We start from the raw sequence: 24,664 nt of genomic DNA, 5'->3' as shown, positions 1-24,664 counted from the left end.
GTCTACCAAATTGACGTATGGGGGCGTCTTTACAGCTGATTCTGCTCGGCGCGCTGGCGCTGCTCCTGGTTTCGGCCGGGGTCGAGGACGTGCGCTTCCGCACCATCGGCAACCTCAAGAACGCAGCCATCGCGCTGGGCGCGCCGCTCTGGTGGTGGGCAAGCGGCATGGCGTTTTGGCCGGACATCACCCTCCAGATCGGATGTGCCGCGCTGGTCTTTGCGCTGTTCGTCGGCGCGTTCGCGCTCAGCATGATGGGTGGCGGCGACGTCAAGTTGATCGGCGCGCTTGCCCTGTGGCTGCCACTGGCCCCGCTCCTGCGCATGCTGATCCTCATGTCGCTGCTGGGCGGTGCGCTCACGCTGCTGATGTTGCTCGGCAAAAAGCTGCGTCGCCGCAAGGCGCAGGCACCGATCGAAGTCCCCTATGGCGTGGCCATCACCCTGGCAGCGCTGATTATCCTTAGCGAACCGATTCTTAACCGGATTGGGTGATGCTTAACGCGGCCACAACCGGGTCGGCCTAAGAACGCGAAAAGGCGTGATTTACGATGGATGCTCGTAGGCTATTGCTGCTGGTAGGTGCGCTGGTGGTCGCCGCAATCACGGCGTTCATGGCGCGCAGCCTGGTGATCGGCTCGGGCGCGCCCGTCGCCGGTGCCGCGCCGAACGGCGCCGCCGCGGCCGCCGTGCCGCCGGTCAATACCACCGAAGTCCTGGTTGCCAAGCGCGCGCTGCCGGTGGGCACCATTCTCGACCCGACCGCGCTGGAATTCCGCCCCTGGCCCAAGGATCTGGTGCAGGGTGCCTATTTTGTCCGCGGCCAGAGCGAGCCCGCCAAGCTGCAAGGCACCGTGGTCCGCTTCGCCATCCCCGCCGGCCAGCCGCTGTCGCAAGGTGCGCTCGTCAAGCCGGGCGACCGCGGCTTCCTCGCCGCCGCCCTCGGCCCGGGGATGCGCGCGGTAACCGTGCCGGTCTCCGCCCAGAGCGCCGTCGCCGGCTTCGTCTTCCCGGGCGACCGGGTCGATCTCATCCTCACCCAGTCGGTCACCGGCGGCGGCGACGGGCCGCCGCTGCGCGCGTCGGAGACGGTGCTGCGCAACCTGCGCGTGCTCGCCACCGACCAGCGCACCGACAAGCAGACCGACGACAAGGGCAATACCGTCGTCAGCGCCTATTCCACCGTCACCGTCGAGGCGACGCCGAAGATCGCGGAAAAGATCGCGGTCGCGCAGACCGTCGGCAGCTTGTCGCTGTCGCTCCGCTCGATCGCCGACACGCAGAGCGACCTGGACGAGGCCATCGCCAGCGGCGCGGTGAACGTGCCCGGCGACCCCGCGAAGGAGAAGGCGTTTCTCGCGCATGTCGCCAGCCGGCCGCAGGACGATGGTGACAGCTTCGTCACCGGCGCGGACGTGTCCCGCTTCCAGCGCCGCACCGTGCCGGCCAAGACCGAGGGTGCCCCCATCGGCATGGCCCCGGGCGGAACGCCAGCCCCTCCCACCAGCTATCCGGGCGCCGTGCAGGCAACCGGCCCGGTCGTGCGGGTCGTGCGCGGCAGCGACGCGACGATCGTCCCCGTCGGCGGAAAGAACTGAGATGCAGCGCACCCTTCCCCTCCGCGTGGCGATCCTTGCCGTTCTGGCCGCCCCCGAGCCGGGCCTCGCCCAGACCCGTGCCGCCAAGCCCGTCGCTCGCATGGCGCAGCTGCCCCCGGGCAGCCAGCGGCCCTCGCGCGAGGTCCTGCTCTCGATCGGGCAAGGCGAGCTGGTCACCCTGCCCGCCGCCGCGGCCAATGTCTGGACGTCGAACCCCGGCGTCGCCGATGTCTATGTCGCCAGCGCCAGGCAGATCCATCTCTATGGCAAGGCGTTCGGCGAGGCGACGGTGTTCGCCACCAGTGCCAGCGGCGCCATCGTCTATTCGGCGAACATCCGCGTCAGCCAGAACATCAACAGCATCGATGCGATGATGAAGGCCGCGATGCCCGATTCGGACATCACCGTCACCACCGTCGGCCAGATCGCGGTGCTGAACGGCACCGTCCGCTCCCCGCAGGATAGCGAACAGGCCCAGCGGCTCGTCACAGGGCTGCTCAACCCGGGCGTGAACGCCAACGATCCCAACGCCTTGCTCAAGATCGGCGTGGTCAACCGGCTGCGCACCGCGACGCCGCTCCAAGTGCAGCTCCAGGTGCGCTTCGCCGAGGTGAGCCGCAGCTTCGTCAAGAACCTGAACGTCAACCTCACCAACCGCGATCGCGGCAGCTTCCTGTTCGGCATCAGCCAGGGCAAGCCGGGGACGATCACCACCTACAACGGCGCGACGCCCGATCCCGCGACGGGCGCCGCGCCGGGCAGCTCGATCTTCAGCTTTCCCGCGCCCAGCACCGGCAACACGATGCTCGGCGCAGCCGGTCGCTTCCTGGGTACCGATCTGCTTGCCAGCCTCGATTTCGGCGAGACGATCGGCCAGGTCTCCACCCTCGCCTCGCCCAGCCTCACCGCCCTGTCGGGCGAGACGGCGAACTTCCTTGCGGGCGGCGAAATCCCGATCCCGATCGCGCAGGCGCTCGGCACCACCACGGTCGAATACAAGCAGTATGGCGTCAGCCTCGCCTTCACCCCCACGGTGCTGGCGGACGGCCGCATCTCGCTCCATGTCCGGCCGGAAGTGTCGCAGCTCTCCTCCTCGGGCGCGGTGACGCTTGCCAACACCACGATCCCCGCGCTCACCACCCGTCGCAGCGAAACGACGGTGGAGATGGGGTCGGGCGAGAGCATGGTGATCGGCGGGCTGCTGCAGAACAGCCACAACAACTCGATCACCAAGACGCCGGGCCTGGGCGACATGCCGATCCTCGGCGCGCTGTTTCGCTCCAACGCCTTCCAGCGCAACGAGAGCGAGTTGGTGATCGTGATCACCCCCTATCTCGTCCGCCCGGTCAACGCGAACCAGATCCGCCTGCCGACCGACGGCTACAAGGCGCCCAATGATTTCGACCGAATCTTCATGGGCTCGCTGGCCGAAGGGAAGAGCGGCGGCGAGCGGCCGATGCCGACCATGGCGCCGCCCAGCGCCGCGCCGGCGACCGATGCGCTGACGCCCACCCCGATCGCGCCGCCGTCCGGCCGGCCCGCCAGGTCCAGGAAGACCGCGGCCGCCCCGGGCTTCGGCCTGTGATGCGCTTGCCCAGGAGAACCGCCTTGTTCCCGCGCCCCGCTCTCGCCCTTCTTGCCCCCGCGCTGCTGCTCGCAGGATGCGCCGGCTATAATGGCGGCCTCGATTCGGTGCACCAGCCGGTCGTCAGTCGCCAGGACCTCACGCTCGACCTCCAGGCCGAGGGCGGTCACCTCGCGCCGGGCGAGGACAAGCGCCTCGCCGAATGGATGGGCGCGATGAACCTGCATTATGGCGACCGACTCGCGATAGACGACGGGGGCGACGGCGCCACGGCGCGCGCGGAAGTGGCCGCTGCGGCCGGCCGCTACGGCCTGATGCTCGCCGATCGCGCCCCCGCCACCGGCAGGCCCAGCGACTCCGGCATGGTCCGCGTCGTGCTGACCCGCGCCAGCGCCGCGGTCCCCGGCTGCCCCGACTACTCCCATCCCAGCGGGATGACGGCGGACGCCAGCACCAGCTCCAACTTCGGCTGCGCCACTGCGTCGAACCTCGCCGCGATGGTCGCCGATCCGGCCGATCTGGTCCGCGGCGCGCCCGGCGCCCCCACCGCCGACCCGCAGACCATGACCAAGGCGATCGGCGCCTATCGCGCCGCCATGCCCTCGGGCGGCGGCGGCACGACGGTAAAGTCCGAGACGACCAGCGGGAGCGCCCCGAAGTGAACGCGCCCTTCAACCCCGCGCGCGCCGCTAGTCGCGAGCCTTTCACCGCCTTTGTATGCGACGAGGCCACCGCCGAGCTGATGCGCCCCATCGCCATCGAACTCGGCTGGTCGCCGGAAAAGGTACACAAGGGCGGCCTGCGCAACGCGGTGCAGACGCTTGCCGTCTCGGCCAGCCCGACGGTCCTGTTCGTCGACCTGTCCGAATCGGGCGACCCGCTGCACGACATCAACGCGCTCGCCGAAGTCTGCGAGCCCGGCACGATCGTGCTGACCGCCGGCGCGGTGAACGACGTGCGGCTATACCGCGATCTCGTCGCCAGCGGCATCCAGGATTATTTGCTCAAGCCGATCCATCCGGACATGCTGCGCGACGCGTTCCTGCAGGCGCAGACTGCACTGGCCGCGCCCAAGCATAGCGACGTCGCCACCGGCCGCCCCCACTGCGCCTTGGCGGTGATCGGCACGCGCGGCGGTTCGGGCGCCACCAGCATCGCGACATCGCTTTCCTGGCTGATGAGCGAGCGCCAGGCGCGCACCACCGCGCTGCTCGACCTCGACGTGCATTTCGGCACGGGCGCGCTGGCGCTGGACCTGGAGCCCGGCCGCGGCCTGACGGACGCGATCGAGAACCCCAGCCGCATCGACGGGCTGTTCATCGAACGCGCGATGGTCCGGGCATCCGAACGGCTTGCCGTGCTCTCCGCCGAAGCGCCGATCAACACGCCAATGACCGGCGACGGGGCCGCCTTCTACCAGCTGCAGGAAGAGATGCGCGGCGCGTTCGAGTGTACCGTCACCGATCTGCCGCGCCAGATGCTGGTGCAGCACCCGCACCTGATCGCCGACGTCCAGGTGGCCGTGCTGGTGACCGAGCTCACCCTCTCCGCCGCCCGCGACACGATCCGCATCCTCAGCTGGTTCAAGTCGAACGCGCCGCAGACCCAGCTCTTCATCGTCGCCAACAAGGTGCCGCAGCCCGCTCTCGTCGAAATCAGCCGCAAGGATTTCGAAGGCTCGATCGAGCGCCCCATCGACTTCGTGGTGCCCTTCGAGCCCAAGATCGCCAGCCAGGCCGCCAAGCTCGGCAAGCCGATGGCCGAAGTGGGCCGGACGCATCGCGGCTTCGCGCCGCTGACCGACCTCGCCGTCCGCATCCTCGACATCACCGATGCCGGAGAGGAAGGCGCGCAGAAGGCCGTGGCCAAGGGCGGCTCGCTGCTCAGTAAGCTCGGCGACCTGAAGGCGCTGATGGCGAGCAAGAAGAAATAGCCATGCCGCTGCTGCCGCTCCTCATGCTGGGCCTGGGTGTCGTCGCAGTGCTGGTGCTGCTGGTGCTGGCGCTGTCCGGCCCCTCTGCCCAGCGCGCGGGCGCGCGGCGGCTGACCTCGCTGCGCGACCGCCACATGGTGAGTGCTACCGGGGCCAACGCGATGGAAGCGCAGCTGCGCCGCATCTCCACCGCCCAGGCCAGCGGCTTCGATCTCACCTTCGCCCGGCTGCTGCCCAATCAGGAGCAGCTGGAAAAGCGCCTGGCGATGACCGGGAAGAGCTGGACCGTGGGCCAGTACGGCCTCGCCACGCTGGGCCTGTCGCTGGCGATGATCGTCCTCCTGCTGTTCAAGGGCGCACCTTTGCTGCTGGCGCTGATGTTCGGCGCGTTCGTCGGTCTGTGGCTGCCGCATTTCGTCGTCGGCTTCTGCATCAAGCGCCGTGTCGGCACCTTCACCGCCGCCTTTCCCGATGCGATCGACCTGCTTGTGCGCGGCCTGCGCTCGGGCCTGCCGATCACCGAGACGATGGGCGTGGTGGGGCAGGAAGTCGATGGTCCGGTCGGCGAGGAATTCCGCATGATCAGCGACAAGATGAAGATCGGTAGGACGCTGGACGCCGCGCTTCAGGAGACCGCCGATCGGCTCGGTACGCCCGAATTCCAGTTCTTCACCATCACCATCGCGATCCAGCGCGAAACTGGCGGCAATCTCGCCGAGACGCTGAGCAACCTGTCCGACGTGCTGCGCAAGCGCGCGCAGATGAAACTGAAGATCCGCGCCATGTCGTCGGAGAGCAAGGCCTCGGCGCTGATCGTCGGCTCGCTGCCGTTCATCGTTTTCGGGCTCGTGTGGTTCATCAACAACAACTACATGATGCACTTCTTCACCGATCCGCGGCTGATCGTCGCCGGCGGCGGTGGGCTGGTGTGGATGTCGCTGGGCGCGTTCATCATGGCCAAGATGGTCAATTTCGAGATCTGACGGCAATGGATCCCACCCCCGGCCCCACCCTGCTCGGCATCGACGTCACCTGGGTCGCGACTCTGCTCTCGGCCGTCGCCACCTTCGCTGTGCTCGTCGCCATCTATGCCGCCACCACGGTGCGCAATCCCATGTCCCGCCGGGTGAAGGCGCTCAACGAACGGCGCGAGCAACTGAAGGCCGGCATCGCCGCCGCCCCGTCGAAGCGTCGCGCCAAGCTGGTGCAGCGCAGCGATACCACCGATCGCATGCGCAGCGTGCTGTCCTCGCTGAAGGTGCTGCAGGACGAACAGCTCAAGGTCGCCCAGCTCAAATTGCTCCAGGCCGGCATCCGTCGCCGCGAATGGGCGGTGGCGGTGATCTTTGGCCGGCTGGTGCTGCCGATCGTCGTCGGCGGCCCGATGCTGTATTTCGTGTACGGCACCGACGCCTTCGCCACTTGGTCCCCGCTAAAGGCCTATGGCCTCGTCGCAGGCAGCTTCCTGCTCGCCTACAAATTCCCCGACCTCTACCTCAAGAACCGCATCCAGAAGCGCAGCCATGCGATCCGCAAGGGCATCCCCGACGCGCTGGACCTGCTGGTGATCTGCGCCGAGGCCGGACTTACCGTCGATGCCGCCTTCAGCCGCGTCGCCCGCGAACTGGGCCGTGCCTATCCGGAGCTGGGCGAGGAATTCTCGCTGACCTCGATCGAGCTGGGCTTTCTCACGGATCGTCGCGCCGCCTTCGAGAATCTCGCGATGCGGATCGATCTGGACGCGATCCGCGGCGTGGTCACGACGATGATCCAGACGGAGAAATACGGCACGCCGCTCGCCTCGTCGCTGCGGGTTCTCTCGGCGGAATTCCGCAACGAACGGATGATGCGGGCCGAGGAAAAGGCCGCGCGGCTGCCGGCGATCATGACCGTGCCGTTGATCCTGTTCATCCTGCCGGTGCTTTTCATCGTCATCCTCGGGCCGGCGGCCTGCTCGATCAACGATGCGCTGCTGAAGTGACGTTCACGGAACCCGCGCGCGTGTAGCAGGTTGTGGGCAGAACGCCCGGAGCCTGAAAACATGAGCGACTTACCCTATACCACGCCCTTGCAGTTCATCGGGCTCGCGCTCGCGCTGGTCGCCGGATGGCTGCTCGGGCTGGCGAGCAGCAGCAGCGGTCGCCGCTGGCGCGAACGCTATGAGACCGAACGCGACGCGCACGAGGCGCTGCGCAAGGACCTCGGCACGGCGAACACCCGCATCCGCGATCTGGAAGCGGCGAACGCGAAGCTGGAGCGCAACCTGGTCGACCGTCGCCCGACGCCGGTCGCCGATCCGGCGCCCGCCAAACGCGATTCGGCGATGCGTAGCTGGTTCTACGGCGGCACCGACGTGCTGGCGCGAATCCGCGGCATCGACGAGCATCGCGAGCGCCAGCTCAACCAGCTCGGCATTCAGCATTTCCGCGACATCGAGGATCTGCCGCGCGAGGACGAACTGCCGCTGGAAGATCGGTTGGGCCTGCCGCACGGCACGATCGTCGAAGAGCATTGGCGCGAACAGGCGGCGTTGCTCCGCGAAGGACGCACCGACGAACACGCCCGGCGGTTCGGGCAGGTGGTCTGAACGGGGGGGGCGTGGCCGACGATGTCCAGCCCTTCCGCCGGTAGCTGTATCCGGACGAGAATTACCGGAAAGGCGCAGCGCCCGCGTCTTTATCCGCGCTCGCCGGCGGCGCGCTCATATCATTGAGCTTCCAGCGATAGGGCTGCGTGACCTTTGCTTCCGTCGGGCGCCCGGCCCCGTCACGTGCCGGTGTATAAATGGCCCGCGAGACGACGAGCATGCAGGCGGCCTGATCCAGGTCTTCGTTGCCGCTGGATTGCTCGACATCGCAGCGGCTTGCGCGTCCCGCCGCGGAGACCGTGAGGGCAAGGCGCGTCACGCCCTCCGCATGCACGGCCTGCGCATAAAAGGGATAGTCGTCCGCATTGAGCGGCATGGAAAGGAGCTTGGGCTGGGTGGCGACGGGCTCCCCCGAACCCGGATCGTTCTGTCGCCGCTCCAGCAGGCAGCGGCGGACAAGCGCGATCCCGCTCCCAAGGCTTCGCTTGGTCATGGCGCCGATCGGCTCCTTCGAACCCGCGCCAAACAGCGTGACGAAGGAATATTGATCGGGTGCTGTCTGTTCCAGCGCCCCGATGTCGAGCTGGAATCCGGAAGCGGTGGGTTGGACGGGCAGCGCTACCTTAAGTTCGGGCAGGGTAAAGGTGCGTCCCCAGAACAGGCGCAATTGCGCCGGCGCCCCCGATGGCGGCCCTGCCGGCGTTTCCACGATCAGCACGGGCTTGCCCGGCGCGTCCTGCCTGATCGTCCAGCGCGGCATCGACGAGGCCGAAACGGCGCTGCACCCGCCTTCTCGGACGAGCGACCACGAAACATGTCCCGGGCGCTGCGGCCCCTCCAACGATATCATCAAAGCAGCGACAATCACGCGCCTTCCCCCATTGCGATCGAGGAGATCGAGCGGTCATCTAGGCACCCGTGCGTTAACCGCCGCCTATCGGGCGGGCCGCATTCCGTGCGAAACGAGCGCGGCCGTATAATTCTCCACCACTTCGGCAAGCGCGCGCCCGTCGCCGTTCAGCACCAGCGCGCGGTGGCGCAGAATATAGGGCGGGATGCCCACCTGTAGCTGTTCCAGCGGCTTGCGGTGCGGATGGAGCGGGCGGATCACTGCGCCGAACGGGATATCCCCCTGCTCCAGCGCGGCGTTCATCTCCGGCGTCAGCCGCGCCGGCACATACCAGTTCTCCGCAATCGAATAGGCCACGCCCGCACAGCTCAGCACCACGCTGCGATATACGACCCGCTCGTCCGGTCCTACGCCCAGCCGGATGCGCTGCTCCGGGGTGGGATCCTTATACGCCGCGCGATTCACCTCGGCGCGGATGGGGCCGCCGCAGCGACGCTCCAGCACGGCGGTGGCGGTAGGGCTGGCGAGAAGGTCGCGGCTAAGTGCCGCCGCATCGTCCGTCGCCGTCGCTACCGCCACTACCAGCATCACTTCCCTCGAATGGCCGCCTGCGCTGCCGCGAGCCGCGCGATCGGCACGCGATAGGGCGAAGCCGAGACATAATCGAGCCCCGTCTTCTCGCAGAACGCGATCGACGCCGGATCGCCGCCATGCTCGCCGCAGATGCCGAGCTTGATGTCAGGCCGGGTCGCCCGGCCGCGCTCGGCGGCGAGCGCGATCAGCTGGCCGACCCCCTCCACGTCCAGGCTGACGAACGGATCCTTGGCGTAGATGCCCTTCTCGACATAGGTCGTCAGGAAGCGCGAGGCGTCGTCGCGGCTCACGCCCAGCGTCGTCTGGGTGAGGTCATTGGTGCCGAACGAGAAGAAGGCACCGACCTCTGCGATCTCGCCCGCCATCAGCGCGGCGCGCGGCAGCTCGATCATCGTGCCGACCAGATAGTCGAGCGTGCGGCCCTTCTCGGCGAACACCGCCTGCGCCGCCTTGTCGACCACTGCCTTCATCAGCTCCAGCTCGCGCTTGGTGGCAACGAGCGGGATCATCACTTCCGGCACCGGCGCCGCGCCCGACTTCTCCGCGACCGCAATCGCCGCCTCGAAGATCGCGCGCGCCTGCATCTCGTAGATTTCGGGATAGGTCACGCCGAGGCGGCAGCCGCGATGGCCGAGCATCGGGTTGAACTCGTGCAGCTCGGCCGCGCGGCGCTTGAGCGTGTCGACATCGACGCCCGCTGCCGTGGCGACTTCGGCGAACTCGGCCTCTTCATGCGGCAGGAATTCGTGGAGCGGCGGATCGAGCAGGCGGATCGTCACCGGCAGCCCCGCCATCACCTCGAAGATCTCGAGGAAGTCGCTGCGCTGTTCAGGCAACAGCTTCTCCAGCGCCGCCCGCCGGCCGGCCTCGTCCTCGGCGAGGATCATCTGGCGCACCGCGGTGATGCGGCTCTGTTCGAAGAACATGTGCTCGGTGCGGCACAGGCCGACGCCCTCGGCGCCGAACTCGCGCGCGGTGCGGCAGTCGAGCGGCGTCTCGGCATTGGCGCGGACCTTGAGGCGACGGACTTCGTCGGCCCAGGTCATCAGCGTGCCGAAATCGCCCGAGAGCTCGGGCTGCACGGTCGGCACCTGGCCGGCCATCACCTCGCCGGTGGCGCCGTCGATGGTGACCATGTCGCCCTCGCGGACCTCACGGCTGCCGACGCGCATCACCTTCTCGCGCGCGTTGATCGACAGGCTGCCCGCGCCGGAGACGCAAGGCCGGCCCATGCCGCGCGCGACGACCGCCGCATGGCTGGTCATGCCACCGCGCGCGGTGAGGATGCCGCGCGCCGCGTGCATGCCGTGGATGTCCTCGGGGCTGGTTTCGACGCGGATCAGGATCACGGAGTCGCCGGCATTGGCGCGCTTCTCCGCCGTGTCGCTATCGAACACCGCGAGGCCCGAGGCCGCGCCCGGGCTGGCGGGCAGGCCCTTGGTCAGCACATCGCGCGGCGCCTTGGGATCGAGCGTCGGGTGGAGCAGCTGGTCGAGCGCCTGCGGATCGACACGCAGGATCGCCTCTTCCCGCGTGATCAGCCCTTCATTCGCCATGTCGACGGCGATCTTGAGCGCCGCTTTCGCCGTACGCTTGCCGCTGCGCGTCTGCAGCATCCACAGCTTGGCGCGTTCGACGGTGAACTCGATGTCCTGCATGTCGCGGTAATGGGTCTCGAGCCGGTCGAACACCGCCGCCAGCTCGCCATAGACCTCGGGCATCGCCTCTTCCATCGAGGCGGGCTTGGCGCCTGCCGCCTTGCGGGCGCGCTGCGTCAGGTACTGCGGCGTGCGGATGCCGGCGACGACGTCCTCGCCCTGCGCGTTGATCAGGAACTCGCCATAATAGGCGCGCTCACCGGTCGAGGGATCGCGGGTGAAGGCCACGCCCGTCGCCGAGGTGTCGCCCATATTGCCGAACACCATCGCCTGCACGTTCACCGCCGTGCCCCAATCGGCCGGGATGTCGTTCAGGCGGCGATAGACCTTGGCGCGCTCGGACTGCCAGGATCCGAACACCGCGCCGATCGCGCCCCACAGCTGGTCGTGCACGTCCTGCGGGAACGGCTTGTTCCACAGCTCCTCGACGATGCGCTTATATTCGGCGACCAGCGCCTGGAGATCGGCGGCCGCCAGCTCGGTATCGAGGGTGAAGCCGCGATCTTCCTTGGCGATCTCCAGCGCTTCCTCGAAGCGGCCATGGTCGAGGCCCAGCACGACATCGGCATACATCTGGATGAAGCGGCGATAGCTGTCCCAGGCGAAGCGCGCGTCGCCGCTCGTGGCGGCCAACCCTTCCACCGTCTGGTCGTTGAGGCCGAGGTTGAGGACGGTGTCCATCATCCCCGGCATCGACACCCGCGCGCCCGAGCGGACCGAGACGAGCAGCGGATCGGCCGCATCGCCGAACTGCTTGCCGGTGATCGCGGCGATATGCGCGATGCCATTCGCCACTTCGGCCTTCACGCTCTCCGGGAAGGTTTCGCCTTCCTCATAATAACGCGTGCACATCGCGGTGGAGATGGTGAAGCCCGGCGGCACCGGCAGCCCGATCGAGGCCATCTCGGCAAGGTTCGCGCCCTTGCCGCCGAGCAGATTCTTGTCCCCAGCACCACCGTCCGAAACACCGCCGCCGAAGCGGTACACATATTGCGTCATTCTGATCCCCTTCCGATCGAAAGCGCCCCTTCAAGACAGAAAGGGCGCTACCGCAGCTGCGAAGACACAGGAACCGCTGATTGCGTTGTCGGTGCCGGTTTATTTCGGGACGATGGCAGTTTTGCCCGATTTAACCAACGATTAATCGTACAATTAAGCGGCTCACCCTTCGATCTTAGCGAAATCCGCGACCTTGTGCACTGCATCACGCATGCGCGCGAGCAGGCTCAGCCGCGCGGCCCGCTTCACCGGATCGGTGTCGTTGACCGTTACCTGATCGAAGAAGGCGTCGATCGGCGCGCGCAGAATTGCGAGCGCGGCCATGGCATCCTCGAACTGCTCGGCGTCGATCGCAGCGCTCGCCTTGGGTTCGGCGTCGTCGAGGGCAGCGGCAAGCGCGGCCTCGGCGGGTTCGGGCTCGTAGGCGAACCCGTTCCCCTGCGAAAGCAGGGACCCAGGATTGCCCTGCCCTTCGCTACGCTGGGCTCCTGCTTCCGCAGGAGCACCGGCAGCCGCGACGCCTTCCTTCTTGAGGATGTTCGCCGCGCGCTTGTAGCCGGCGAGCAGATTGGCGCCGTCCTCGGTGGTGACGAACGCCTGCAGCGCCTTCACCCGCGCGAGCAGCCGAACGAGATCGTCCTCGCCGCCGAGCGCGAACACCGCGTCGATCAGGTCATGGCGGACACCGGCTTCGCGCTGCTGGACCTTAAGGCGGTCGGCGAAGAAGGTGGGAAGCGATGTGAAAACGCTTTCCATGGCGGCGTTATGCTCGGCCAGTGCCTCGTCAGAGGATTCCGGCGATACGCGCAGATCGGTCATCCCTCGCAGGCCTCGGGTGATACCCTCCCAAAGGTTGAGGCGCAGCCCGTTGCGCGTAAGCAATTCCAGCACGCCCAACGCCGCTCGGCGAAGGGCAAAGGGGTCCTTCGACCCAGTTGGCGGCATGTCCGCGAAGAAGAACGCGACAAGCGTATCCAGCTTGTCCGCCAGCGCCACCGCCACCGTCACCGGATCGGTGGGGACGTCGTCGCCCTGCCCGACCGGCTTGTAGTGATCGCGAATCGCCGCGGCGACTGCCGGGTTCTCGCCCTGCGCGGCGGCGTAATAGCCGCCCATCAGGCCTTGCAGCTCGGGGAATTCGCCGACCATGCCGGTAACGAGGTCCGCCTTGGCGAGTTCTGCCGCGCGGCGCGCGAGCGCAGGATCGCAGTTCGGCACGATCTTCTCGGCCGCCAGCCACTCCGCAAGCTTGGCGACGCGCTCGACCTTGTCGGCCACCGTCCCCAGCTTCTCGTGGAAGACGATCTTCTCGAGCTTCGCCGCCTGCTCGGCCAGCTTCACCTTCAGGTCGGTCTCATAGAAGAAGCGCGCGTCGCTCAGCCGCGCCGCCAGCACCTTCTGGTTGCCCGCGACGATCTTCTCGCCGCCATCGGCCGCGTCGATATTCGCCACGCAGACGAAGGCGTTGGCCAGCGTGCCCGCGCTATCGCGGCACACGAAATACTTCTGGTTCACCCGCGCGGTGAGCTGGATCACCTCGGGCGGCACCGCCAGGAAGGCCTCGTCAAAGCGACCGAGCAGCGGCATCGGCCATTCGGTGAGGCCGGCATTCTCGAACAGCAGGCCCTCGTCCTCGATCAGGCTGAGCCCGGCCTTCTGCGCCGCCATCTTGGCGCCCAGCGCGATGATGTTACGCCGCTCGGCACCGTCGACGATGACATGGCAGGCACGCAGCTTCTCGACATAGTCGTCGGCCGAACCGATCGTGATCGTGCCCGGATGGTGGAAGCGATGCCCCACCGTTGCCGCGCCGCTCGTCACGCCGGCGATCTCGCACGGCACCACATCGCTGCCGAACAGCGCAACGATGCCCTGGAGTGGACGTACCCAGCGCAAGGACTCGGTGGAGAGCGAGTCCGCCCCCCAGCGCATCGACTTGGGCCAGGGGAAGGCGCGGATCACCGCGGGGATCGCGGCGGCGAGCACTTGCGCCGTCGCGCGCCCGGGCTTGTCGACCACGGCGAACAGCACCCCGTCGCGCTCGACCAGCTGGTCGGCAGTCAGGCCGGTCTTGCGGAGGAAACCTTCCAGCGCCTGGGGCGGCGCGCCGACGCGCGGGCCCTTGGTCTCCTCGGAGACGGCGGCGGTCTCAGCGGGCAGGCCCTTGAGGATCAGCGCCAGCCGGCGCGGCGTCGCGTAGGACACGACCTCGGCGGCCTTGAGCCCGGCCTTGTCCAGCTCGGCGGCGAACAGGCGCGCGAGATCCTCCCGCGCCTTTTCCTGCATGCGCGCCGGGATTTCTTCGGAACGGAGTTCGAGAAGGAAGTCAGTCATGGGCAATTCCAAGTGCACCTGCGTTGCCAAGTGCCCAGTGTTGGGAAGCGAGCTGCGTGCGGCCCTGGGCTCCTGCTTCCGCAGGCGCACCGAGAAGGGAACGGCAGGCGCGCATCACGCCGCCCACCCCGGATAGGCGGCTTCCCACTCGGGGCTCTTTTTCTCGATCCACGCCGAACAGGCGCCCTTCGCCAGATCGCGTACCCGGCCGATATAGGCCTGGCGCTCGGCCACCGAGATCACGCCGCGCGCGTTCAGCAGGTTGAAGATGTGGCTCGCCTCGATCGCCTGCTCATAGGCCGGGATCGGCAGCTTGGCCTCCAGCGACCGCTCGCACTCGGCCGCGGCCTTGCGGAACAGGTCGAACAGCGCATCGGTATCGGCGATCTCGAAGTTCCACTTCGACATCTCGCGCTCATTCTCCAGGAACACGTCGCCGTACGTCACGCCCGCGTCGTTGAAGGCGAGATCGTACACGCTGTCCTTGTTCTGGATGTACATGGCGAGGCGTTCGAGCCCGTAGGTCAGCTCGCCCGCCACCGGCTTGCAGTCGAACCCGCCCATCTGCTGGAAATAGGTGAACTGGGTGACTTCCATCCCGTCGCACCACACTTCCCAGCCCAGGCCCCAGGCGCCGAGCGTCGGCGATTCCCAATCGTCCTCGACGAAGCGGATGTCGTGCTTGGTGAAATCGATGCCGATCGCGGCCAGCGAGCCGAGATACAGCTCCTGCAGGTCGGGCGGGCTCGGCTTCAGGATCACCTGATACTGGTAATAATGCTGGAGCCGGTTCGGGTTCTCGCCATAGCGGCCGTCGGTCGGGCGGCGGCAGGGCTGGACGAAGGCGGCGTTCCACGGCTCCGGCCCCAGCGCGCGCAGCGTTGTGGCGGGGTGGAAGGTGCCGGCGCCCATGCGCATGTCATAGGGCTGCAGGATCAGGCAGCCGCGCGTGCTCCAATAGTCATGGAGCGTCAGGATCATGCGCTGGAAGCTGAGAGGTTCGGACAAGTTGGTCACCCTGTAAGGTTTGGGGAGCGCTTTGGCGCAGGGCGCCGAGGGGGTCAACCGGGAGGGGAAGCTGGCCCCTCGCCCTCGGCCGTCATCCCGGCGAAAGCCGGGATCCATTGGGGTCGCCGACGCAGCTTCATTACCGACCGCGTGGCGTCTGGATCCCGACTTTCGTCGGGATGACGGCTGTAGGGCGATTGACTCCCCTGCCCCCGGCCCGCCAAGCCGCGCCCATGTTCCGCGCGCTTCTTCTCGCCGCCCTGTTCCTCCTCGGCAGCTGCAACGCCGCGCAGACTGACGCCAAGCCGGCGCTCTGGGCAGTGCGCGACGGCGATACCACCGTCTATCTGTTCGGCACCGTCCATTTGCTCCGCCCGGACCTGCGCTGGTTCGAAGGACCGGTGCGCACGGCATTCGACGCGAGCGACACGCTCGTCCTCGAACTGGTGATGCCTCCGCAAGCCGAAACCCAGGCGCTGCTCGACAGGCTCGGCCGCACCCCCGGCGATCCGACCGTCGCCGCCCTCCCCGCGCCCGAGCATGCCAGGCTGGAAGGCGCGCTCCGCCAGGCCGGGCTTTCGCCGCAGTCGCTCGACCGCGACGAGCCGTGGCTGGCCGCCCTCACCCTGTCGCTGCTGCCGCTCCAGAGGCTCGGCTATGACGATGCGAGCGGCGTCGAGCAGGTGCTGCGGGCCGCCGCGAAGAAGGCGGGCAAGCGCGTGCAAGGGCTGGAGACCGCCGAGCAACAGTTCGGCTATTTCGACCATCTCTCTGCCGCCGCGCAGGGTCGCCTGCTCGGCGACACGCTGGCCGGATTGCCCGAAACCGGCGCAACCATCGACGCCGCGGTCGCCGCCTGGAGCAAGGGCGATGCCGATGCGCTCGCCGGCCAGCTCAACGCCGATCTGTCCGGCAACCCCGAATTGCGCGACACCCTGCTGCTCCGCCGCAACCGTGCCTGGGCAGATTGGATCGCCACGCGGCTGCAACAGCCGGGCACCGTGTTCGTCGCGGTGGGGGCCGGGCATCTGGCCGGGGAGTCGAGCGTGCTGGCACTGCTATCCAGGGCCGGCAGGAAGGTGGAGAGGCTGCAGTGAACGCTGGTCGGCCGTCTGTATCCTGCCTTGCGATTCGCGCCCGCTTCCACTATAGGCGCGCGCTTGCCGTGGCAGGGTCATCCCTGGAGGCCTGCCACTGCATACAGGTTGAAACATTTAGTGCATTGGAAATCGACACATGAGCGACACGCTTACGCTGTCGGCCGAATCGCGCGACCGGGCTGGCAAGGGAGCCTCCCGGGCGCTGCGTCGTGAAGGCCGCGTCCCCGCCGTGATCTATGGCAACAAGCAGGATCCGAAGAGCGTCCACGTCAACGAGCGTGAACTGCAGAAGCTGCTGAACACCGGCCACTTCTTCAATTCGGTGATCATGGTCAACGGCGAGCGCACGCTGGCCAAGGACGTCGCCTTCGACGTCGTGACCGAGCGTCCGCTGCATGTCGACTTCCTGCGCATCTCCGAGCACGCGACCGTCACCGTCGAAGTGCCGATTGTCTTCGTCGACGAGGACGAGGCCCCCGGCCTGAAGCGCGGCGGCGTGCTCAACATCGTCCGTCACGAGCTGGAGCTGGTGGTCGACGCGGCAGAGATCCCCGACCAGATCGAGATCTCGGTCAAGGGCCTCGAAGTCGGCGATTCGCTGCACATCTCGGCCGTGACCCTGCCCAAGGGCGCGACCCCGTCGATCACCGATCGCGACTTCACCATCGCCACCGTCGTCGCGCCGTCGGCGCTGAAGTCGGCAGACGGCGAAGCGGAAGCCGAGTCGGCCGAGGGCTGATCGGCCTTCCCTTCACGGGTTCAAAAGATCGCCTCCGCACCCTAGGTGCGGGGGCGATTTTGTTTTTCGGGAGTGTAGGTGATGCAGCTATGGGTGGGTCTCGGCAATCCGGGGCCGCAATATGCGATGCACCGCCACAATGTCGGGTTCATGGCGCTGGACGCGCTGGCCGAGGTGCACGGCTTCTCCGCGCCCAAGAAGCAGTTCCAGGGCTGGACCCAGGAAGGCCGCATCGGCACCGACAAGATCGTGCTGCTCAAGCCCGGTACGTTCATGAACGAGAGCGGCCGCGCGGTGCGCGCCGCGATGGATTTCTACAAGCTGTCGCCCGAGAACGTGACCGTCTTCCACGACGAGCTCGACCTGGTGCCGATGAAGGTGAAGGTGAAGCGCGGCGGCGGCACCGCGGGGCATAACGGCCTGCGCTCCACCGACGCCCATCTGGGCCCCGATTTTCGCCGGGTGCGGCTCGGGATCGGCCATCCCGGACACAAGGACCGGGTGACCGGCTATGTGCTCGGCAACTACGCCAAGGCCGAGATCGAGCCGCTCAGCGACATGCTGGGTGCCATCGCCGCCGAGGCGCCGTGGCTGGCAGTCGGCGACGATGTGCGATTCATGAACGAAGTGGCACGGCGGCTGCAGGACTGACCCTGCGGAAACTGCGATTTCTCCGCAGTTCCAGCCGGTTGCGGCTTGATACCGGCGACGGCCATGGCATGCTCCGCGGACATCGACAAAGGGGATCCCGATGCGCCTTGTCCTGCCTGCAATGCTCGCCTTGCTGCCGATCGCCGCGCCCGCCTGGGCGCAGACCACCGCCCCTGCCGCGCAGCAGCCGGTGTACGAACTGCGTATCTACTACCCCGCGCCGGGCAAGGCCGAGGCGCTGAACGCCCGATTCCGCAATCACACGCTCAAGCTGTTCGAGAAGCACGGCATGCGCAACGTCGCCTATTGGAACGAACTGGCACGCCCCGAGGCCCCGGAGGGTCGCGTTGTCTATATCCTGTCCTACCCCAGCCGCGAAGCGCGCGAAGCCGATTGGAAGGCGTTCGTCGCCGATCCTGAATGGCAGAGGGTCGCCGCGGAGTCGGAAGCGAACGGCAAGCTGGTGACCAAGGTCGACAGCATCTTCATGACGGTGGCGGACTATTCGCCACTGCTACCCCAGGCCCGCTGAGAAGGCGAACTCATGGGCTGGCTGATCGAAGCCGCTATCCAGAGCGTCGCGGAGATCTTCGGCTATCAGCTGGGACGGGGCAGGCCATGGTGGGTCGAGGTGCTTGCCTCGCTGGGCTGCCTCCTCACGCTCGGCCTGGCGGCGGGAGCGGTGATGCTGCTCCTCCGCTGACCGCCAGGCACCCACCCAAAAGAAAGGGGCCCGGTTTCCCGAGCCCCTTCCGATAGCTGCGAGGGCGGTCGTTTACTGCTTCGCGCCGACCACTTCGCCGACGATGCGCGTGTCCGCACCGTTGATCGTGCCGGCCGCACCGAAGACCAAGCCGATATTCCCGCCTTTGGCACCGTAGAAGGAGCCGGCGACCGTGCCGGTCACCCCGTTGGCGCCCGAAAGGCTGCCGGTGAACTGGTTCTGGCTGATCGGAATGCCGCCCTGCACGGTGAGCGCAGTATAGGGAGTTTGCGCGCCGCTGGTCGGCACCGTCGTCAGGTTCAGGGTGGTGGTGACCAGGCCCGTCGCGAAGTTGACAGTGACGGTGGCGGTGCCGCCGACGCGGTTCAACGTGGTAGCGTTGTTGGCGACGCTCACCGCGCGGCCGACGATGCGGGTGGTGTAGGTCGCCGTGCCGGTGGTCGGCATGTCGTAGGACAGGGTCGGATAGCCCCAGACCGAATAGGTCAGGCGCTTCTGACCGGTGGTCGAATCAGCGCGCCACCAGTTGGCGTAGCTCAGCACGGTCAGCGAGCCGAGCAGGCTGTCGCTGGTGACCACTGCGGGCGTGGAGGTGGTCGCCGTGCGCACGCCGATATTGTTGAGCACTTCGAGCTGACTGAAATTGCCCGGCAGCGCGCCGGTGGCGGTGCTGACGATGCGATAGACGAACTCGGTCACCGTCGGCGAAGGCTGCGTCACGACATTGGTGCCGGTAAAGCGCGATTCCTCCGAGGCCTCGTCCATGACAAAGGTGCCGTTGGTCAGGTCCGCGGTAGCCGCGAGCTTTACGCGACCGGTCACGGTCTGGGTCTCCGTCGCGGTGGCGGACAGCGTCACTGCCGACGTTGCCGGATCGCCGGTGTAGTTGGTGGTCGCGTTCAGCGTATTGAACTCGGTCGCGGTCGTAAGCGGGAACGCGGTATAGGTCGGCGTCGGCGAGGGAGTCGGTGTGGGCGAGCTGGTCGGCGTGGGGGTCGGCGTCGACGAGGAGTTCCCACCGCCGCTGCAGCTTGCGAGCACGGCCGCAGCCGCGGCGCTGCCCAAAATGACATAACGGCGAATCATACGAAAACTCCTCGAGAACCTGGCGCACGCAGGAAAAGACTTGGCCCCCTGTACCCCAGATGAACGCCCCTGCGTCAAGGCTGGACGCGTTACACTGGAAAAACCCGCCGCCTGCGCGTATCGACCCCGCCATATCGCCGGCGCACCCGCCGGCCCTTCACGACAGGATCGAAATACAATGGGTTTCCGTTGCGGCATCGTCGGCCTGCCCAATGTGGGCAAGTCCACGCTTTTCAATGCGCTGACCGAGACGGCCGCGGCGCAGGCGGCCAATTATCCCTTCTGCACGATCGAGCCGAACGTCGGCAACGTTGCGGTACCCGATCCGCGCCTCAACAAGCTGGCCGAGATCGCCGGCTCGCAGAAGATCATCGAGACGCAGCTCGGCTTTGTCGACATCGCAGGCCTGGTGCGCGGCGCGAGCAAGGGAGAAGGCCTGGGCAACCAGTTCCTCGGCAACATCCGCGAGGTGGATGCGGTCGTCCATGTGCTGCGCTGCTTCGAGAATGACGACATCCAGCATGTCGACAACCGCGTCGATCCGATTGCCGATGCCGAGACTGTTGAGACCGAGCTAATGCTCTCCGACCTCGAAAGCCTCGAGAAGCGCGTGCCCAACCTCGCCAAGAAGGCGGCGCAGGGCGACAAGGAAGCCAAGGCCGCAGCGTCGGTGCTCGGCCAGGCGCTCGACCTGTTGCGCGACGGCAAACCTGCGCGCCTTACCCAGCCCAAGGACGAGGACGAGGCCCGCCACCTGCGCCTCGCTCAGCTGCTCACCGCCAAGCCGGTGCTGTACGTCTGCAATGTCAACGAGGAAGACGCGGCCAACGGCAATGATCTCTCCGCGAAGGTCTTCGCCAAAGCGGCGGCCGAGGGTGCCCAGGCGGTCGTCGTCTCGGCAGCGATCGAGGCCGAGATCGCGACCATGCCGCTGGAGGAGCGCGGCGAATTCCTCGGCGAGCTGGGCCTGGAGGAAACCGGCCTAGCCCGCGTGATCCGCGCCGGCTACACGCTGCTCGACCTCCTGACCTTCTTCACCGTCGGCCCCAAGGAAGCGCGTGCCTGGACCGTCCATCGCGGCGCCACTGCGCCGAACGCGGCCGGCGAGATCCACAGCGATTTCGAGAAGGGCTTCATCCGCGCCGAGACGATCGCCTATGACGATTTCGTCGCGCTCGGCGGCGAAGCCAAGGCCCGCGAGGCGGGCAAGCTGCGCGCCGAAGGCAAGGCGTATGTCGTACATGACGGCGACGTGATGCACTTCCTGCACAGCTGAGGATGCTCTTCGCCCCCTCCTCCGAGGAGGAGGGGGCTAAAGAAGGTTATCCACACGCCTTGACGATCAGCGCGGCCAAATGCTCGCGCAGGAAGGGCTTGGCGAGCACCGGCCGATCACGATACGCGCCTTCCAGCCCGAGCACGCCATAGCCAGTGGCAAAGGCGTAGGGGATCGCCCGCTCCTGCAAAATATCGGCTACCGGGAAGGATCGGTGACCGTCGAGATTCACGTCCAGGATCGCCAGATCTGCCTCGACTCGCCGTGCTGCCTCCAGCGCATCGGAAAGCCGCATGGCAACCTCCACCACTTCGTGGCCGAGTTCCTCCAGCATGTCCTCGATCAGGAAAGCGATCGTCATTTCATCTTCGACGATCAGGACACGCAAGACCCTACCCCTATTCCACGGTAACCGCAGCAAGCGGCGCGGCGACGGTGCAGCGCAGCCCCTCCGGCTCGAAGTAAAGCGTCACCTTGCCGCCAAGTTCCCCGGCCAGCCCCCGTTCGATCAGCCGAGAGCCGAAACCGGGACGAGCAGGCGCAATCACCGGCGGACCGTTACGCTCGCGCCATTCCAGGCGCAGCTGCTCCTGATCGATCCGCCATACGATCTCCACCCGCCCCTGCTCGTTGGCCCAGGCGCCGTACTTGACGGCATTGGTGGAAAGTTCATGCATTGCCAGCGCCAATGCCAGCGCCGTCTTGGGAGACACGCGCACGTCCGCCCCCGAAAGCGTGCAGCGCGCCGGGTCGTGCTGATGCGGTCGCACCGCCTGTTCGATTGCCTCGCAAAGCGATGCGCCGGCCCAACGTTCTCCGGTCAGCAGGTCATTGGCCTGGGCCAGTGCCACCAGCCGCGCGGCGAACTGCTCCTGCGCAACCGCGAGGTCGGGAGCGGCGCGGAATGTGCGCACCGCGATCGCCTGCACCATCGCCAGCGTATTCTTCACCCGATGATTCAGTTCGTTGATAACAAGGCGGAGATGCTCGTTTGTGCGGCGTTGCTCGGTGATGTCCGACGCAGCCCCGAACCATTCGACCAGTCTGCCGGCCTCATCCGTCAGCGGCACCGCGCGGGAAGCCACCCAGCCGATGCTGCCATCAGCCTGGTGAACCCGATGTTCCAGCGCCAGCGGCGCCTGCGTCGCCACGGCGTCGTCGATCGCCGCCTGCACCCGATCCCTATCCTCGGGATGAAGGTAGATGTTCCGCCAATCCGCCAGCGCCGTATCGGCATGAGCGAGGAAGGTGCCGCCGTCCATGTGCAGCAGTTCCGACCAGTCCGGACTCATTCGGTAGATCGCATCCGAGGTCGCCTCGACAAAGGCGCGCAGCCGGCCTTCGCTCTCGCGGAGCTGGCGTTGGGCGATCACTTTCTGCGTAGTCTCCACGACGATGGCGATCACGCCCGCAGGCGTGCCTGATTCATCAAGTACCGGCGAATAGTCCAGATCCATCCACACCGGCTCCAGCTTGCCGCGCCGCTGCAGCGCCAGTTCCTGGTTGCGATAGGCGAGCGTCCGCCCGCCTAGGCCGATACGCATCACATTGTCGTTGAAGTCGGCGATCTCCGACCAGCCCTCGCGTACCTTTGATCCCAGCAGCGCCGGGTGCCGGCTGCCGGCGAATTCGGAATAGGCATCATTATAGATCATCACGCCATCCGCTCCCCACAGCAGGACGATGGGCACCGGCGAGAGAAGCAGCATCTGGGTAACGGACTTGAGGCTCTGCGGCCAGCGCGAGAGCGGCCCGATCGCGGTTGCCGACCAATCGAAGTCCCGGATCATCTGCCCCAGCTGCCCTCCCCCGATCGGATACCCCGCCTCGCCCATGCACTGTGCTCCTTCGTGCAGGGCGACACGCCTGCCTCTCGCGGCAGGACAATGTTTCCACTCCGCAATCGTTCATAACCAGGCGCAAGAGCGATGCGTTATGTCCGACCGGGAGGAACCAAACACTCCGTCAAAAAGGAAATGACGTTCCCACCTCGGCTTTAGAAATGTTTCTATAATGGTTCCGAAACGGGGGTGCGAAGCACTCGGGGGGACATTCATGACGATCACCGCGCGGGTCCGCAGCGGCGCGATTGCGCTCATTCTGCTTCTGGCGATCGCCTTTGCCGTCTCGGCATGGCGCATTCACACGATCCGCATGGGCGGGCCGATGCATCGCGCCTCGATGCAGATCGCCGACCTCAATGCCGACATCCTGCCGCCGCCCGAATACATCATCGAACCCTATCTCGAAGCTACGCTGCTGCTTGACCATCCCGAGCGCCTGGATGCCGCCCGCGCGCATCTCGCGGAGCTGCGCAAAGCCTATGACGAGCGTCACGCGGTATGGGCCCAGTCGGAGCTGCCCGAGCGCCTGAAGCGCGCCATTCTGAACGACACGCATACCCCGGCCATGCAGTTCTGGCAGGAGGTACAGGGGCCCTTCCTCGCCGCCATCGCAGCCCATGATCTCGTTGCCGCCCGTGCCCGCTACGCCGCGCTTACCACCGCCTACGACGCGCACCGCAGGGCGATCGACGCGCTGGTCCGCGCCACCGCAGAGGAACAGACGGCGCTTGGCGATCGATCGGCGGGGTCGTTGATCACCTCGATCGTGGTGCTGTCGTTTCTCGCGCTGGGGTTGTTCGGCACGATCGGCTGGTTCGCCTGGTGGCTGGTCGGGCGCGTCGCACGGCCATTATCAGAAGTCGCGACGGCGACGACCACCTTGTCCCGCGGGCAGGATATCGCCATCCCCTATCGCGACCGAACCGACGAACTGGGCGACATCGCCCAGGCTGTGGCCCGCTTCCACGCCGCCGCACGCAGCCGCGCGGAGATGGATGCGGCGCATCTTGCCGAGCAGGAACACGTCGGCGAAATGCTGGGCACCGCGCTGGCCGCGCTGGAAACCGGCGATCTCCGCCACCGGATCCACACCCCCTTCCCGGGCATCTACGAGCCCGTGCGTGTAAGCTTCAACCGCGCTGCCGGCGCACTCTCGGAGATGCTGCGCACTGCGATCCAAAGCGCACGCAACATCGGCACCGGGTCGAGCGAGATCGCCACTGCCTCGGAAGACCTCGCCCGCCGCACCGAGACCACTGCGCACACACTGCAGGAAACCAGCGCCGCGATCCAGCTGATCGAAAATCGGCTGAAGAGCAGCAGCCAGTCGGCCGAAACGACGATGGCCCGGGCGGAGCAAGCCGGCACCGCGGTCCATGCCGGCCGCAGCACCGCGCAGAATGCAGCGAACGCGATGAACAATGTCTCCGAACGCGCCAACGCCATCGACACGGTGGTGGAGGGCCTCGACAAGATCGCCTTCCAGACGCGCGTGCTGGCGATGAACGCCGCGGTCGAGGCCGGTCGCGCCGGCGAAGCGGGACGCGGCTTCGCCGTGGTCGCCGATCTCGTTTCCGCGCTCGCACTGCGCGCCGAGGAAGAGGCGAAGCGTGGCCGCGAGCTAATCAACGAGACGCAGATCGACGTGGCGCTGGCGGCCAGCGAAGTAGGTGCGGTAGACACCGCGCTGGGCGACATCGTCGAAAATTTCGAAAGCGTGCAGGCGCTGCTTCAGGCCCTGCGCGAGGACAATCGCTCGCAGGCCAGCGCGATCTCGGACATCACGCGATCGGTAATGGAAATGGAAACCGCCACCCAGCAGAATGCTGCAATGGTAGAGGAAACCTCCGCCGCCGCGCGCTCGCTGGATCGCGAAGCGAGCACGCTGCTTCGCAACGCCGAGGCGTTCCGGGTTGAGGAAGAACGCACGATGCGCAGCAACGCCCCCGCGCCGGCCTATGCGATGATGGATTGAGCCCGGATCGTCCCACCTGTGGGCCAGGCCGTGTAAAAACGGCTTCGCAGTAGCTGGTCGGTAGTTTCGGCGCGGCGCGTTGAAGGTTGAGCGTTGGCGCTCAGCTCTGGATCGCTGCGATCAG

23 protein-coding genes are annotated in these 24,664 nt (G+C 67.0%); 15 read left to right on the top strand and 8 right to left on the bottom strand.

Annotation, left to right across the window (positions count from 1 at the left end; translation table 11 throughout):
* Positions 1-17 precede the first annotated feature (17 nt).
* The 8 genes from A7X12_RS19630 to A7X12_RS19595 are packed head-to-tail and all read left to right on the top strand — an operon-like array spanning position 18 to position 7,702.
* A complete protein-coding gene (locus A7X12_RS19630) occupies positions 18-494 on the top strand; it encodes an A24 family peptidase (RefSeq protein WP_064313151.1) in 477 nt (158 codons plus the stop codon).
* Between the two features lie 56 nt (positions 495-550).
* On the top strand, positions 551-1,597 hold the full coding sequence (gene cpaB, locus A7X12_RS19625) for a Flp pilus assembly protein CpaB (RefSeq protein WP_064313150.1): 1,047 nt from the start codon (positions 551-553) through the stop codon (positions 1,595-1,597).
* Between the two features lies 1 nt (position 1,598).
* Positions 1,599-3,182, top strand: coding sequence for a type II and III secretion system protein family protein (locus A7X12_RS19620; protein ID WP_064313149.1), 1,584 nt, complete (start codon positions 1,599-1,601; stop codon positions 3,180-3,182).
* A gap of 23 nt (positions 3,183-3,205) precedes the next feature.
* Positions 3,206-3,844: a CpaD family pilus assembly lipoprotein gene (locus A7X12_RS19615; protein ID WP_198162107.1), complete on the top strand. Its 639-nt coding sequence runs from the start codon at positions 3,206-3,208 to the stop codon at positions 3,842-3,844.
* The gene (locus A7X12_RS19610; RefSeq protein ID WP_064313147.1) at positions 3,841-5,115 is read left to right on the top strand and encodes an AAA family ATPase; all 1,275 of its coding nucleotides are present in this window, start codon (positions 3,841-3,843) and stop codon (positions 5,113-5,115) included. The genes A7X12_RS19615 and A7X12_RS19610 overlap by 4 nt, the downstream gene beginning before the upstream one ends.
* Before the next feature lie 2 nt (positions 5,116-5,117).
* Positions 5,118-6,098 (top strand): type II secretion system F family protein, encoded by a 981-nt coding sequence (locus A7X12_RS19605; protein ID WP_064313146.1) that lies wholly within the window; start codon positions 5,118-5,120, stop codon positions 6,096-6,098.
* Positions 6,099-6,103: 5 nt separating this feature from the next.
* Complete coding sequence (locus A7X12_RS19600) at positions 6,104-7,096, top strand: type II secretion system F family protein (RefSeq protein WP_064313145.1); 993 nt, start codon at positions 6,104-6,106, stop codon at positions 7,094-7,096.
* A 60-nt stretch (positions 7,097-7,156) separates the two neighbouring features.
* Complete coding sequence (locus A7X12_RS19595) at positions 7,157-7,702, top strand: hypothetical protein (RefSeq protein WP_064313144.1); 546 nt, start codon at positions 7,157-7,159, stop codon at positions 7,700-7,702.
* A 61-nt stretch (positions 7,703-7,763) separates the two neighbouring features.
* On the opposite strand, the gene A7X12_RS19590 is transcribed toward A7X12_RS19595, so the two are convergent.
* The 5 genes from A7X12_RS19590 to A7X12_RS19570 form a co-directional block, all read right to left on the bottom strand.
* Complete coding sequence (locus tag A7X12_RS19590) at positions 7,764-8,462, bottom strand: energy transducer TonB (protein ID WP_064313143.1); 699 nt, start codon at positions 8,460-8,462, stop codon at positions 7,764-7,766.
* A gap of 174 nt (positions 8,463-8,636) precedes the next feature.
* Complete coding sequence (locus A7X12_RS19585; RefSeq protein WP_064313142.1) at positions 8,637-9,140, bottom strand: chorismate--pyruvate lyase family protein; 504 nt, start codon at positions 9,138-9,140, stop codon at positions 8,637-8,639.
* The gene (gene ppdK / locus A7X12_RS19580; RefSeq protein WP_064313141.1) at positions 9,140-11,803 is read right to left on the bottom strand and encodes a pyruvate, phosphate dikinase; all 2,664 of its coding nucleotides are present in this window, start codon (positions 11,801-11,803) and stop codon (positions 9,140-9,142) included. The genes A7X12_RS19585 and ppdK overlap by 1 nt, the downstream gene beginning before the upstream one ends.
* 162 nt (positions 11,804-11,965) lie before the next feature.
* Positions 11,966-14,137, bottom strand: a complete 2,172-nt coding sequence (gene glyS, locus A7X12_RS19575; RefSeq protein ID WP_064313140.1) for a glycine--tRNA ligase subunit beta — start codon at positions 14,135-14,137, stop codon at positions 11,966-11,968.
* A 114-nt stretch (positions 14,138-14,251) separates the two neighbouring features.
* Positions 14,252-15,118, bottom strand: coding sequence for a glycine--tRNA ligase subunit alpha (locus A7X12_RS19570; protein ID WP_064313139.1), 867 nt, complete (start codon positions 15,116-15,118; stop codon positions 14,252-14,254).
* A gap of 260 nt (positions 15,119-15,378) precedes the next feature.
* On the opposite strand from A7X12_RS19570, the gene A7X12_RS19565 reads away from it, so the two are divergent.
* The 5 genes from A7X12_RS19565 (at position 15,379) to A7X12_RS25685 (ending at position 18,338) form a co-directional block, all read left to right on the top strand.
* The gene (locus tag A7X12_RS19565) at positions 15,379-16,242 is read left to right on the top strand and encodes a TraB/GumN family protein (protein WP_064313138.1); all 864 of its coding nucleotides are present in this window, start codon (positions 15,379-15,381) and stop codon (positions 16,240-16,242) included.
* A 139-nt stretch (positions 16,243-16,381) separates the two neighbouring features.
* Positions 16,382-16,984, top strand: coding sequence for a 50S ribosomal protein L25/general stress protein Ctc (locus A7X12_RS19560; protein ID WP_064313137.1), 603 nt, complete (start codon positions 16,382-16,384; stop codon positions 16,982-16,984).
* An 81-nt stretch (positions 16,985-17,065) separates the two neighbouring features.
* Complete coding sequence (gene pth / locus A7X12_RS19555) at positions 17,066-17,635, top strand: aminoacyl-tRNA hydrolase (protein ID WP_064313136.1); 570 nt, start codon at positions 17,066-17,068, stop codon at positions 17,633-17,635.
* Positions 17,636-17,735: 100 nt separating this feature from the next.
* Positions 17,736-18,167 (top strand): NIPSNAP family protein, encoded by a 432-nt coding sequence (locus tag A7X12_RS19550; protein WP_064313135.1) that lies wholly within the window; start codon positions 17,736-17,738, stop codon positions 18,165-18,167.
* Between the two features lie 12 nt (positions 18,168-18,179).
* Complete coding sequence (locus A7X12_RS25685; protein WP_157105661.1) at positions 18,180-18,338, top strand: hypothetical protein; 159 nt, start codon at positions 18,180-18,182, stop codon at positions 18,336-18,338.
* A gap of 72 nt (positions 18,339-18,410) precedes the next feature.
* Here the strand turns inward: A7X12_RS25685 and A7X12_RS19545 are convergent, their stop codons facing one another.
* The gene (locus tag A7X12_RS19545) at positions 18,411-19,445 is read right to left on the bottom strand and encodes a transferrin-binding protein-like solute binding protein (protein WP_064313134.1); all 1,035 of its coding nucleotides are present in this window, start codon (positions 19,443-19,445) and stop codon (positions 18,411-18,413) included.
* Between the two features lie 178 nt (positions 19,446-19,623).
* Here A7X12_RS19545 and ychF point away from each other — a divergent pair, with 178 nt between their 5' ends.
* Positions 19,624-20,721, top strand: a complete 1,098-nt coding sequence (gene ychF / locus A7X12_RS19540; protein ID WP_064313133.1) for a redox-regulated ATPase YchF — start codon at positions 19,624-19,626, stop codon at positions 20,719-20,721.
* A 46-nt stretch (positions 20,722-20,767) separates the two neighbouring features.
* Here the strand turns inward: ychF and A7X12_RS19535 are convergent, their stop codons facing one another.
* Positions 20,768-21,109 (bottom strand): response regulator, encoded by a 342-nt coding sequence (locus tag A7X12_RS19535; protein ID WP_084445779.1) that lies wholly within the window; start codon positions 21,107-21,109, stop codon positions 20,768-20,770.
* 10 nt (positions 21,110-21,119) lie between these two features.
* Entirely contained in the window at positions 21,120-22,556 is a 1,437-nt protein-coding gene (locus A7X12_RS19530; protein WP_064313132.1) for a sensor histidine kinase, read from the bottom strand.
* Between the two features lie 220 nt (positions 22,557-22,776).
* Between A7X12_RS19530 and A7X12_RS19525 the strand changes: the two genes are divergently transcribed.
* Positions 22,777-24,540, top strand: a complete 1,764-nt coding sequence (locus A7X12_RS19525) for a methyl-accepting chemotaxis protein (RefSeq protein ID WP_064313131.1) — start codon at positions 22,777-22,779, stop codon at positions 24,538-24,540.
* Positions 24,541-24,664 lie beyond the last annotated feature (124 nt).

The organism is Sphingomonas sp. TDK1 (assembly GCF_001650735.1).
In the GTDB taxonomy this organism is placed as follows: Bacteria; Pseudomonadota; Alphaproteobacteria; order Sphingomonadales; family Sphingomonadaceae; genus Sphingomonas.
Note: the sequence above shows the minus strand (reverse complement) of the source record. Positions and strands in the feature narration are given on the sequence as shown.